General features: G+C 60.0%; 13 protein-coding genes and 1 pseudogene. 6 read left to right on the forward strand and 8 right to left on the reverse strand.

Annotated elements, in window-relative coordinates; genetic code table 11:
* The first annotated feature begins 96 nt into the window (after positions 1 to 96).
* The gene (rph, locus tag J3P89_RS00335; RefSeq protein ID WP_434570905.1) at positions 97 to 819 is read left to right on the forward strand and encodes a ribonuclease PH; all 723 of its coding nucleotides are present in this window, start codon (positions 97 to 99) and stop codon (positions 817 to 819) included.
* Between the two features lie 30 nt (positions 820 to 849).
* Positions 850 to 1,218, forward strand: coding sequence for a DUF4870 domain-containing protein (locus J3P89_RS00340; RefSeq protein WP_434570906.1), 369 nt, complete (start codon positions 850 to 852; stop codon positions 1,216 to 1,218).
* A gap of 175 nt (positions 1,219 to 1,393) precedes the next feature.
* On the opposite strand, the gene J3P89_RS00345 is transcribed toward J3P89_RS00340, so the two are convergent.
* On the reverse strand, positions 1,394 to 2,173 hold the full coding sequence (locus J3P89_RS00345; protein ID WP_013694557.1) for an exodeoxyribonuclease III: 780 nt from the start codon (positions 2,171 to 2,173) through the stop codon (positions 1,394 to 1,396).
* Positions 2,174 to 2,255: 82 nt separating this feature from the next.
* Here J3P89_RS00345 and pyrE point away from each other — a divergent pair, with 82 nt between their 5' ends.
* Entirely contained in the window at positions 2,256 to 2,900 is a 645-nt protein-coding gene (pyrE, locus tag J3P89_RS00350) for an orotate phosphoribosyltransferase (protein ID WP_434570908.1), read from the forward strand.
* Positions 2,901 to 3,093: 193 nt separating this feature from the next.
* Here pyrE and argB read toward each other — a convergent pair whose 3' ends face one another.
* The 4 genes and pseudogenes from argB to coaBC form a co-directional block, all read right to left on the reverse strand.
* Complete coding sequence (argB, locus tag J3P89_RS00355) at positions 3,094 to 3,999, reverse strand: acetylglutamate kinase (RefSeq protein ID WP_305497915.1); 906 nt, start codon at positions 3,997 to 3,999, stop codon at positions 3,094 to 3,096.
* 23 nt (positions 4,000 to 4,022) lie between these two features.
* Positions 4,023 to 5,429: pseudogene (locus tag J3P89_RS00360) on the reverse strand (phosphomannomutase/phosphoglucomutase); the annotation flags it as partial.
* Between the two features lie 248 nt (positions 5,430 to 5,677).
* Positions 5,678 to 6,133, reverse strand: a complete 456-nt coding sequence (gene dut, locus J3P89_RS00365; protein WP_053126549.1) for a dUTP diphosphatase — start codon at positions 6,131 to 6,133, stop codon at positions 5,678 to 5,680.
* A 5-nt stretch (positions 6,134 to 6,138) separates the two neighbouring features.
* Positions 6,139 to 7,347: a bifunctional phosphopantothenoylcysteine decarboxylase/phosphopantothenate--cysteine ligase CoaBC gene (gene coaBC / locus J3P89_RS00370; protein WP_434696425.1), complete on the reverse strand. Its 1,209-nt coding sequence runs from the start codon at positions 7,345 to 7,347 to the stop codon at positions 6,139 to 6,141.
* Positions 7,348 to 7,491: 144 nt separating this feature from the next.
* On the opposite strand from coaBC, the gene radC reads away from it, so the two are divergent.
* Entirely contained in the window at positions 7,492 to 8,166 is a 675-nt protein-coding gene (gene radC / locus J3P89_RS00375; RefSeq protein ID WP_434627101.1) for a RadC family protein, read from the forward strand.
* A gap of 137 nt (positions 8,167 to 8,303) precedes the next feature.
* On the opposite strand, the gene J3P89_RS00380 is transcribed toward radC, so the two are convergent.
* Positions 8,304 to 9,890 (reverse strand): ABC transporter substrate-binding protein, encoded by a 1,587-nt coding sequence (locus J3P89_RS00380; RefSeq protein ID WP_434696427.1) that lies wholly within the window; start codon positions 9,888 to 9,890, stop codon positions 8,304 to 8,306.
* Positions 9,891 to 10,337: 447 nt separating this feature from the next.
* Here J3P89_RS00380 and rpmB point away from each other — a divergent pair, with 447 nt between their 5' ends.
* Both rpmB and rpmG read left to right on the forward strand, forming a co-directional pair.
* Positions 10,338 to 10,571 carry a 50S ribosomal protein L28 gene (gene rpmB, locus J3P89_RS00385; RefSeq protein WP_003177273.1) on the forward strand — a complete coding sequence of 78 codons (234 nt, stop codon included), beginning with the start codon at positions 10,338 to 10,340 and terminating at the stop codon, positions 10,569 to 10,571.
* Positions 10,572 to 10,582: 11 nt separating this feature from the next.
* Positions 10,583 to 10,738: a 50S ribosomal protein L33 gene (gene rpmG, locus J3P89_RS00390; protein WP_003177274.1), complete on the forward strand. Its 156-nt coding sequence runs from the start codon at positions 10,583 to 10,585 to the stop codon at positions 10,736 to 10,738.
* A 101-nt stretch (positions 10,739 to 10,839) separates the two neighbouring features.
* Here the strand turns inward: rpmG and J3P89_RS00395 are convergent, their stop codons facing one another.
* Together J3P89_RS00395 and J3P89_RS00400 are read right to left on the reverse strand one after the other, a co-directional pair.
* Entirely contained in the window at positions 10,840 to 11,151 is a 312-nt protein-coding gene (locus tag J3P89_RS00395; protein WP_434654720.1) for a hypothetical protein, read from the reverse strand.
* Between the two features lie 105 nt (positions 11,152 to 11,256).
* Positions 11,257 to 11,619: a cupin domain-containing protein gene (locus tag J3P89_RS00400; RefSeq protein ID WP_434627107.1), complete on the reverse strand. Its 363-nt coding sequence runs from the start codon at positions 11,617 to 11,619 to the stop codon at positions 11,257 to 11,259.
* Positions 11,620 to 11,844 lie beyond the last annotated feature (225 nt).

Raw genomic sequence — 11,844 nt, forward strand, 5'->3', positions numbered from 1 at the left:
GCGTTCACCCGTCGCGTCAGTTTATTAGAACTGCCCTATGACGATTCGCGGCTCTATAATGCCGGCAGTTTTCCGTCCTCTGTACAGGTGTTCCCTATGAAACGTCCAAGTGGTCGCGCTGCCGATCAGCTTCGCTCGATCCGCATTACCCGCAACTACACCAAACACGCCGAGGGATCTGTACTGGTGGAGTTCGGTGATACCAAGGTCATCTGCACCGTCAGCGTCGAAAACGGCGTGCCTCGTTTTCTCAAGGGCCAGGGCCAGGGTTGGTTGACCGCCGAATACGGCATGCTGCCGCGGGCTACCGGCGAGCGGAACCAGCGCGAGGCCAGTCGTGGCAAGCAGGGCGGACGGACCCTGGAAATCCAGCGCCTGATCGGTCGTTCGCTGCGTGCCGCGCTGGACATGTCCAAGCTCGGCGATGTGACGCTGTATGTTGATTGCGACGTGATCCAGGCTGACGGCGGCACCCGCACCGCCTCCATCACCGGTGCCATGGTTGCGCTGGCCGATGCCTTGAAAGTGATCAAGAAGCGTGGCGGCCTCAAGGGCGGCGATCCGCTCAAGCAAATGATCGCCGCGGTGTCGGTGGGCATGTACCAGGGCGAGCCGGTGCTGGACCTGGATTACCTGGAGGACTCCGCTGCCGAGACCGACCTGAACGTGGTCATGACCAGTGCCGGCGGCTTCATCGAAGTCCAGGGCACCGCCGAGGGCGCGCCGTTCCAGCCGGAAGAATTGACCGCTATGCTGGAGCTGGCGAAGAAAGGCATGGGCGAAATCTTCGAATTGCAAAAGGCCGCGTTGGCCGACTGATTTTTTTGCGCTTCAGACAAGGAGAGTGTCATGAGTGATGAGCAAGTCCTGTTGCCCCAGCCGAGCAGAGAAGCGCGGCAGTGGGCAATGTTTTGTCACCTGTCTGCACTATTGGGCATTTTCATTCCGTTCGGTTCGCTGATCGGGCCGCTGGTCATCTGGCAGCTCAAGCGTGAATCCGACCCGTTCATCGATGCCCAGGGCAAGGAAGCGCTGAACTTCCAAATCACTGTGGCGATCGCCGCGGCGATCAGCTTGCTGCTGATGATCGTGGTGATTGGTTTCTTCCTGTTTGGCCTGGTGGCGATCGGTGCGCTGGTGCTGACCATCATTGCTGGCGTGAAGGCCAATGAAGGGCAGCCGTATCGGTATCCATTTACCTGGCGGCTGGTCAAATAACGAGCAGCACATATATCCCCTGTGGGAGCGAGCCTGCTCGCGATGGCAATCTATCAGTCAGCATTGATGTCGGCTGACCCACCGCTATCGCGAGCAGGCTCGCTCCCACAGTTGTTTTCGGCGCTCATAAAAAAACCGACATTGCTGTCGGTTTTTTTATGGGTACGAAAATGACCTAGATGGTCAGCGTCCAGTCGTAATCCACGATCAGCGGCGCGTGCTGCGAGAACCGCGGCTGGCGTGGCAGGCGGGCGCTGCGGACGAAGCGGCGCAGCCCGGGCGTCAGCAGCTGGTAGTCGAAGCGCCAGCCGAGGTTGAGCATCTCGGCCTGCTCGTTATCCGGCCACCAGCTGTACTGGTCGCCTTCGCGGCTGACTTCGCGCAGGGCGTCGACATAACCCATGTTGCCGATGATCTCGTCCATCCAGGCCCGTTCCGGCGCCAGGAAGCCAGGCGACTGCTGGCTGTCGCGCCAGTTCTTGATATCCAGCTTCTGTTGCGCCACGTACAGCGAGCCACAGTAGATGTACTCGCGACGTTTGCGCCGCTGTTTATCAAGGTAACGGGCGAAGTCGTCCATCAACTTGAATTTCTGATTCAAATCTTCATCGCCGTTCTGCCCCGAAGGGAGCAGCAAGGTCGCGATGCTGACCTTGTCGAAATCGGCTTGCAGGTAGCGCCCGTAGCGGTCCGCCGTCTCGAAACCGAGACCGTTGATGACAGCCTTCGGTTGCAGCCGCGAGTACAAAGCCACGCCACCCTGGGCGGGGACTTCGGCATCGCAGGCGTAAAGGAAGTAACCGTCCAGTTGGAAGGCTGCATCGTCCAGTTCAAAGGCGGAGGCGCGGGTGTCCTGCAGGCAGATGACGTCGGCATTCTGTGCTTGCAGCCAACTGAGCAAACCACGCTCCACTGCAGCCTGAATACCATTGACGTTCACACTGATGATCCGCATAAATGGCCCCAAAAATCACGTGCGTGTATGATACACGCCGTCTACCTATTTAGCTAAATCCGCGGTATTTGAGGCTTTTTTCATGCAGGCGTATCAGCGCGATTTCATTCGCTTTGCCATCGATCGCGGCGTTTTGCGCTTCGGTGAATTCACCCTCAAGTCCGGGCGCACCAGCCCGTACTTCTTCAACGCCGGCCTGTTCAACAGCGGAACCGCCCTGGCGCAGTTGGGCCGGTTCTATGCCGCCGCCATCGTTGAAAGCGGCATTCCGTTCGACGTGCTGTTCGGCCCGGCCTACAAGGGCATCCCATTGGCCGCCACTACCGCCGTCGCCCTGGCCGAGCACCATGGCCGTGACCTGCCCTGGTGCTTCAACCGCAAGGAAGCCAAGGCTCACGGTGAAGGCGGAAGCCTGGTCGGCGCGCCGTTGACCGGCGAAGTGCTGATCATCGATGACGTCATCACCGCCGGTACCGCCATTCGCGAGGTGATGCAGATCATCGCTTCCCAGGAAGGCGCCAAGGCTGCCGGCGTGCTGATCGCCTTGAACCGCCAGGAGCGCGGTAACGGTGAGCTGTCGGCGATCCAGGAAGTGGAGCGCGACTTCGGTATCCCGGTGATCAGCATTGTGTCGCTGAACCAGGTGCTGGAGTTCTTGGCCGATGATCCGCAGCTCAAGCAGCATTTGCCGGCGGTTGAGGCCTATCGCGCCCAGTTCGGCGTCTAAAAAGCCCCGCTGGTTTTGATCTTGTGGCGAGGGAGCTTGCTCCCGCTCGGTCGCGCAGCGACCGCAAAATGTTGGGGCCGCTGCGCAGCCCAGCGGGAGCAAGCTCCCTCGCCACACAAGCATCTTCTGAAGAAGTGATGAAAAAAGACCCCGCTCAACCAGGTTGAGCGGGGTCTTTTTTTACAGGTGTCGCTTAATGACGCTTGCGATTGCTGATCAGCGTACCCACGCCGGTATCGGTGAAGATCTCCAGGAGGATCGCATTCGGCACGCGGCCGTCGATGATCAGCGAACTGCCAACACCGCCCTGGACCGCTTCCAGCGCGCAACGGATCTTCGGCAGCATGCCGCCGTAGATGGTGCCATCGGCGATCAAGTCATCGACTTGCTGGGTCGACAACCCGGTCAGGACCTTGCCGGTCTTGTCCATCAGGCCGGCGATGTTGGTCAGCAGCATCAGCTTCTCGGCTTTCAGCGCTTCGGCAACCTTGCCGGCCACCAGGTCGGCGTTGATGTTGTACGACTCGCCATTGGCGCCCACGCCGATCGGCGCGATGACCGGAATGAAGTCGCCCTTGACCAGCAGGTTCAGCAGATCGGTGTTGATGCCGACCACTTCACCCACCTGGCCGATGTCGATGATTTCCGGCTGAGTCATCTCCGGCGTCTGGCGGGTTACGGTGAGTTTCTTCGCCCGGATCAGTTCGGCGTCCTTGCCGGTCAGGCCGATGGCGCTGCCGCCGTGGCGGTTGATCAGATTGACGATGTCCTTGTTGACCTGGCCGCCGAGGACCATCTCCACCACATCCATGGTCTGCGCATCGGTCACGCGCATGCCGTCGATGAAGTGGCTTTCGATCGACAGGCGCTTGAGCAGGTCGCCGATTTGCGGACCACCGCCGTGAACCACCACCGGGTTGATGCCCACCGCCTTCATCAGCACGATGTCGCGGGCGAAGCCGGTCTTGAGCTCCTCGCTTTCCATTGCGTTGCCGCCGTACTTGATCACCAGGGTCTTGCCGACGTAGCGTCGGATGTAAGGCAGCGCTTCGGACAGGACCTTGGCGGTGTTGGCGGCGGCTTCGCGTTCGAGGGTCATTCAGGGCTCCGGTGGTGATTCAATCAGAACGGTAGTTGGAGATCAGGTGCAACACGCTTGAGTTGGCTGTGGAACACATCCTTGATGCGCTGCAGTTCAGCCTCGTTGTCGGCCTCGAAACGCAGCACCAGCACCGGTGTGGTGTTGGAGGCGCGAACCAGGCCCCAGCCTTGTGGGTAGTCGACCCGCACACCGTCGATGGTGGTCAGTTCGGCGCCTTCGCCCCACTGGGCGTCGTGCAGTGCATCAATGATGCTGAATTTGCTCTCTTCGGTCACATGGATATTGATTTCCGGCGTAGAAATATCGTTCGGGAAGGTCGCGAACAGCTCTTCGGCGGTGGATTTCTCCTTGCTGAGGATCTCTAGCAGGCGTGCCGCGCTGTAGATGCCGTCATCAAAACCGAACCAGCGCTCCTTGAAGAAGATATGGCCGCTCATTTCGCCGGCCAGCAGGGCGCCGCTCTGTTTCATTTTTTTCTTGATCAGCGAGTGGCCGGTTTTCCACATGAGTGGGCGACCGCCATATTCCTTGATCAGCGGGACCAGGCGACGGGTGCACTTCACGTCGAAGATGATCTCGGCGTCGGGGTTGCGTGCCACCACGTCCTTGGCGAACAGCATCAGCAGGCGGTCCGGAAACACCACGCTGCCAGTATTGGTCACCACACCCACGCGGTCACCGTCGCCGTCGAAGGCCAGGCCCAGGTCGGCGTTGGTTTCCTTGACCTTGGCGATCAGGTCCTCAAGGTTTTCCAGTTTGCCCGGATCCGGATGATGGTTGGGGAAGTTGCCATCGACGTCGCAGAACAACGGGATGACTTCGCAGTTCAGCGCTTCGATCAGTTGCGGGGCGATGACGCCGGCCGCGCCGTTGCCGCAATCGACCACTACTTTCAGGCGACGGGCCAGTTTCACGTCCTTGACGATTTCGTCGTTGTAGCGCGGGAGGATGTCGACCTTGGTCACGCTGCCCTGGCCGCTGCTCAGGTCATTGGTCTTGAGGCGGGTGTGCAGGGCCTGGATCTGCTCGTTGGCGAGGGTGTCGCCGGCGATGACGATCTTGAAGCCGTTGTAGTTCGACGGGTTGTGGCTGCCGGTGAGCATCACGCCGGATTTGCCGGCCAGGACATTGGCGGCGTAATAAAGCGCCGGGGTCGGCACCAGGCCGACGTCGCTGACGTGGCAACCGCTGTCGGCAACGCCTTTGATCAACTGCTCGACCAGCTCCGGGCCGGACAAGCGACCGTCGCGGCCGACATTCACGTTCGGTTCGCCCTGGGCCAGGCTCTGGGAGCCGATGGCGCGGCCGATCCAGTAGGCGGTTTCAGCCGTCAGGGTTTCCGGCACGACGCCACGGATGTCGTAGGCGCGGAAGATGCTGTCAGGGAAGATCGGGGCGATTGCGGCTGGGGTGTTCATGGGCGGGGTGCTCTATCAGGAAAGTGACTGGACAGGCCGACGACGGGCGTCGGCAGGCTCAAGCTGAAGGGTATGACGGCGTTTTCGACAGAGAGTTCGCGGTGGGAAAGTGCCATGAGACAGCGTTACCCCAGCGCGAACGGTCTAAAACGTTGATTCCGGATGGGAAACGTCGCCTCGAGCCGTTACGCATTTTTCGTCCTGAAACAGAAGCTTAATAAAGCGGCCGGGCCTGCTGCCCGGCCCGAGCAGCCGGATCAGTGGCTACCGGAGTGACCGAAACCGCCGGCGCCGCGCTGGCTCTCGTCGAATTCCTCGACCAATTCGAAATGGGCCTGGACCACCGGCACCAGCACCAGTTGGGCAATGCGTTCGCCCACTGCGATGTTGAAAGCGGTCTGGCCGCGATTCCAGCAGGACACCATCAGTTCGCCCTGGTAATCGGAGTCGATCAGGCCCACCAGGTTGCCCAGCACGATGCCGTGCTTATGGCCCAGGCCCGAGCGCGGCAGAATCAGCGCGGCCAGGCCCGGATCGCCGATGTAGACCGACAGGCCGGTGGGAATCAGCAGGGTCTGGCCCGGTTCCAGGATCGTGTCCTGCTTGAGCATCGCCCGCAGATCGAGGCCGGCTGAGCCCGGCGTGGCGTACTGCGGCAGCGGGAATTCACTGCCGATGCGAGGGTCGAGGATCTTGGCTTGTAGAGCGTGCATTGAAATTAAACCTGGTTCAGCCGTTCGGCGATGAAAGTGATCAGTTGGCGGGCAATCTTGCCCTTGCTGGTCTGGGCGAAAAGCGTGGCGTGCAACTGGCGGTCGATCACGCTGCAAGCGTTCTCTTCGCTGTTGAAGCCGATGCTCGGGTTGGCGACGTCGTTGGCGACGATCAGGTCCAGATTCTTGTCCTTGAGCTTGCGCGCGGCGTAATCGAGGAGGTGTTCGGTTTCGGCGGCAAAACCGACGCTGAATGGACGGTCGGGACGGGTGGCGATGGTGGCCAGGATGTCCGGGTTACGTACCATTTGCAGGAGCAGACCGTCGCCGCTCGTAGGGTCTTTCTTCAATTTTTGCGGGGCAACGACTTCGGGGCGGTAGTCCGCCACCGCCGCCGAGGCGATGAACAGGTCGCACGGGATCGAGGCCTCACAGGCCGCAAGCATGTCCCGGGCGCTGACGACGTCGATGCGGGTCACTCGATCCGGGGTTGGCAGGTGCACCGGCCCGGTGATCAGCGTCACCCGCGCGCCCGCTTCGACGGCGGCTTCGGCCAGGGCGAAGCCCATTTTCCCCGAGCTGTGGTTGGTGATGTAGCGCACCGGGTCGATGTTTTCCTGGGTCGGGCCGGCGGTAATCAGCACATGCTTGCCGGTCAGCGCCTGGCGCTGGAAGCAGTCGGCGGCGCACAGAACCAGGTCGTTGGCTTCGAGCATGCGGCCCATGCCGACGTCGCCGCAGGCCTGGCTGCCAGAGGCTGGGCCAAAGACTTTCAGATCGCGGCTTTCGAGCAGTTGCAGGTTGGCCTGGGTGGCGGGGTCGCGCCACATGGCCTGGTTCATGGCCGGCGCCACGGCGACCACGGCGTCGGTAGCGAGTACGAGGGTGGTCAGCAGGTCGTTGGCGATGCCCTGGGCCAGGCGGGCGATCAGGTCGGCCGTGGCCGGGGCGATCAGCACCAGGTCAGCCCATTTGGCCAGCTCGATATGACCCATGGCGGCCTCGGCCGCCGGGTCGAGCAGATCCAGGTGGACCGGGTGCCCGGACAAGGCCTGCATGGTCAGCGGGGTGATGAACTCACTGCCGCCGCGGGTCATGACGACCCGTACTTCGGCGCCCTGGTCGATAAGCCTGCGAACCAGCTCGGCGCTCTTGTAGGCAGCAATGCCGCCGCCGACGCCCAGAACGATGCGTTTCCGATACAGCCGCTGCATAGGCCTGCCTTTCGATTTTAATGGTCAGTGCAGGGCGAACCCTCGGCAGCAGCCTGCCTGGGTGCAAATCGCCTGCAAAAAAGATGGGCTAAGATATCACAGCGTCCGCTACGGAACAGCGGCGCCCATTATCAGGGAGATGCCATGAGTATTCGGGACTGGCCGGTGGCCGAGCGGCCACGGGAGAGATTGTTGGTGTCGGGGGCGGAGAGTCTTTCAGACGCCGAGCTGCTGGCGATATTTTTACGCACGGGTGTGTCGGGTAAAAGTGCGGTAGATCTGGCTCGACATCTGTTGTCCCAATTTGGCTGCCTGCGGGCGCTGCTTGAGGCTGATCAGCTTACGTTCAGCAGTCATATGGGACTGGGTCCGGCGAAATTCGCTCAATTGCGCGCGGTGCTCGAAATGGGCCGGCGACACTTGGCGGCGCGGACTCGGCAGAATTCAATGCTGGAAGACCCGCAGGCCGTTCGTGACTATCTCAAGTCAATGCTGCGCCACGAACCTCACGAGGTGTTTGGCTGCCTGTTTCTCAACTCACGACATCAGGTGCTGGCGTTCGAAGCGCTTTTTCGTGGCTCCATCGCCTGCACCAGTGTCCACCCCCGGCAAGTGGTCAAGCGCGCCCTGGCCCACAACGCCGCTGCCGTGATCCTGTGCCACAACCACCCCTCCGGCAGCACCGAGCCCAGCCAGGCCGACCGAATGCTCACCGAGCGGCTCCAGGACGCGCTGGAGCTGATCGATGTGCGGGTGCTCGACCATTTTATCGTCGGCGATGGGGAGCCGTTGTCGATGGCGGAGTGTGGGTGGATGTAGGCAGGGGCTGACAATATTGGAGCCTTTGTGGGAGCGAGCCTGCTCGCGAATGCGGTGTATCAGTTGACTCAAAGTTGGCTGACAAACCGATTTCGCGAGCAGGCTCGCTCCCACAAGGGGACTGGGGCTAGGCCGGGTTACTTGAGGTTGACCTTGGAGTAATCCTGCCGCCCAAACGGGCTGACCGTATAACCCTGCACATCCTTGCGGGTCAGCGCGAATGCTGTCGGGTGCGCCAGGGGCAGCCAGAGGGCCTGCTGCTGGATCTGCGCCTGGGCCTGTTCGTAGAGCTTGGTGCGCACGCCCTGTTCGCTAGTGGTCTTGCCGGCGCTGATCAGTTTGTCCAGGTCCGGGTTGCAGTAACGAGCGAAATTGGTCCCGGACTTGACCGCCGCGCAGGAAAACTGCGGCGTGAGGAAGTTGTCCGGGTCACCGTTGTCGCCGGCCCAGCCCATGAACAGCAGGTCGTGCTCGCCGGCCTTGGCGCGGCGGATCAGCTCGCCCCATTCGATCACGCGGATTTCCGCCTGGATGCCGATTCCCGCCAGGTCCGATTGCAACAGCTGCGCGCCGAGGCTCGGATTGGGATTGAGCAGGCTGCCGGACGGGCGAGTCCAGATAGTAGTCTTGAAGCCTTCCTTCAAACCGGCCTTGGCCAGCAATTCCCGAGCCTTGGCCGGGTCATGGGCATAGCCGGGCAGGTTTTTCGCGTAGCTCCAGGTGTTGGGCGGATAAGGGCCGTTGGCCGCTTCGGCCGTGCCTTCAAAAACGGTCTTGAGGTAGCTGGCCTTGTCAAAAGCCAGGTTGATGGCCTGACGGACTTCAGGCTTGTCCAGCGGCGGATGCTGACTGTTGATCGCCAGGAAAGCGGTCATGAACGCGTCAGTCTGCGCCACCTTCAATGTCGGCTCCTGCCGGGCGGCCTGCACGTCCAGCGGCTTGGGCGACAGGGCGATCTGGCATTCATTTCGGCGCAACTTCTGCAGGCGCACGTTGGCGTCTGGCGTGATGGCAAAGATCAGCGGGTCCACCTGGGGCTTGCCGCCGAAATAGTCCCCGTTGGCCTTGTAGCGAATCGAGGCATCTTTCTGGAATCGGTTGAAAATGAACGGGCCGGTGCCGATGGGCTGGCTGTTGAGTTGCTCCGGCTTGCCGGCCTTCATCAACTGGTCGGCATATTCAGCCGAATAGATCGATGCGAAACCCATGCTCAACGTCGCCAGGAAGGTCGAATCGGCATGGTCGAGGGTGAAGCGCACTGTCAACGGGTCCAGGGCATCGATTTTTGTAATCAGCGCCGGCAGTTGCATGGATTGGGCGTGGGGGAAGCCGCTCTGGGCGACCTTGTGCCAAGGGTTGGCCGGGTCCAGCATGCGCTCGAAGCTGAACTTGACGTCTTCGGCCGTCAAGTCGCGACGCGGTGTGAAGTAGTCGGTGTGGTGAAACCTGACCTTGGGGCGCAACTTGAAGACATAACTCAGGCCATCGGGCGAAACTTCCCAGCTCTCGGCCAGGCTGGCCACCACTTTGCCGCTGGCGGTGTCGAAATCGACCAGGCGGTTCATCAGCACGTCGGCCGAAGCGTTGGTAGTGGTCAGGGAGTTGTACTGGACGACATCGAACCCTTCCGGGCTGGCCTCGGTACACACGCTCAGGGCGGCGGCCTGGGCCAGCGGAGTGAGTAGCAGAGGGGCGAGCAACAGCGGTAGGGCAGCGAGGCGCATGATTGATTTCCTGTGCAGGTCGGAGGCCCATCTGCGAGTGCAGTCTGGAAAAGGTCTACCCTAGTGGGCTCGCCTGCAAATGACTATCCCCTTTTTGCATTTTCCGGCACTCTTTGCAGCGCTTCGCGGGACGTGCTCAGGGCGCGAGCTCGCCGATGAATGAAAAAAACCTGCGCGCCGCGACGAGCGGTCAGGGCATCGCGGGCCCTTGCCGCAGCCGCCTGAGGCTGTTGATCGAGGGTTTCCAGTAAAGACAAATCACACCGGCTGTTGTTGTGCCTGGGTCTTTCTGGTATAAAGCAGCGCTCTTTTCTAGGGGCCCGGTTCCTTCACTGTAGGTGTAGCCGGTAAGACCCTTAAAGAAACGCGGCGCCTGGCGCCAAATGACTGAGAGATTAAGCGGCCAACCCATGCCGGGTTGGGCATGTGGTTTTAGAGGGCTGAGGCATGTCGAGAGTCTGTCAAGTTACCGGTAAGGGTCCGGTGACTGGGAATAACATTTCCCACGCAAACAACAAAACCCGTCGTCGTTTCCTGCCGAACCTGCAGCATCACCGCTTCTGGGTTGAAGAAGAGAAACGTTTTGTGCGTCTGCGCGTATCTGCCAAAGGCATGCGCATCATCGACAAGCGTGGCATCAGTGTCGTGCTGGCCGAACTTCGTCGCGATGGCAAGGTTTAAGGGAGCTAATCATGCGTGAATTGATTCGTTTGATCTCGAGCGCCGGTACTGGTCACTTCTACACTACCGACAAGAACAAGCGTACTACCCCGGACAAAATCGAGATCAAGAAATATGATCCGGTTGTTCGCAAGCACGTGATCTACAAGGAAGGCAAAATCAAGTAATTGATTTTCTCTTCTAACGAAAAAGGCCCGTATCGCGAGATACGGGCCTTTTTCTTTCAGGGCTGAAATCCTGACCGTTTACAACGTTGCCTGATAATTAATCAGCCACACTTGTGACCGGTATAAAAGTTTTCCTTGTCGCTGAAGACGTAGAGCCGATCATCTCGATAGTCCATGGTGTAGGCTTCGCCTGAGCGTATATGGCGTACGATCTTGGCTCCCGAATAGGCTTGCATGTCGTGCAGAAATTGCGCGTCTACCTTCATCGGCAGCAGGGAGTTGAAAGCAAAATTAGCCGTGCATACGCCTGAAGGGTGGATCTCGTTGGCAATTGCTTCAAGCGCTCCAATGTTTAGTGTCAGCAGGGCAGCCAATGCTGCGATCCGCGGTGTAGTAGCTTTTTTTTTGGCCATGTTGCCTCCTGGCATAATTTATAATCAGCGCCTCCTCATTGAGGCGCCCGGATATAATTACAGGAGGGTGGCGGCCATGTATATCGTACTGTGTAAGCGTTTGATTCATTCCTGTTTCTCAAACACTACATAAATCTTGCGGCACGCTTCCAGCACTTCCCAAGTTCCTTGGAATCCGGCCGGAATTACAAAACGATCGCCCGCTCGAAGTGTCTTGGCATTGCCTTCATTGTCCCGCAGCACCGAAACACCTTGGACGATTTCGCAGTATTCGTGCTCCGTATAGTTGACCGTCCACTGGCCCACCGCGCCTTCCCACACCCCCGCATTCATCTGTCCGCAAGGACTGCTGTAATGATTGAACACCGCTTGCTCGGGATCACCTTTAAGTACCTTGACCGGGTCCGGTCGATAGCGGTCGGCGGTGGTATTGGCCTGGCTGAAATCGACGATGTCCTGGATGCTCATACGGTTACCCTCGGTGCTTGCGGCGCGGATGGCTGGGAGAGCAAAAGTCTATGTTTATTAAAACGAACATCGCAAGGCCGTTTGCTGGTTTTTTGTCAAATATATTGAAACATCCCCGGTCGCTGGTTTAGGGTGGCGGGTGCCTTGTGCCGAATACACATCGGCAGGGCAGAATTCTTGAACGCTACGCATAGCGTGGCGTTCGTACCCAAACAAGAGGAGGAC

It is taken from the genome of Pseudomonas sp. Z1-14, from assembly GCF_051132005.1.
Taxonomy (GTDB): domain Bacteria; phylum Pseudomonadota; class Gammaproteobacteria; order Pseudomonadales; family Pseudomonadaceae; genus Aquipseudomonas.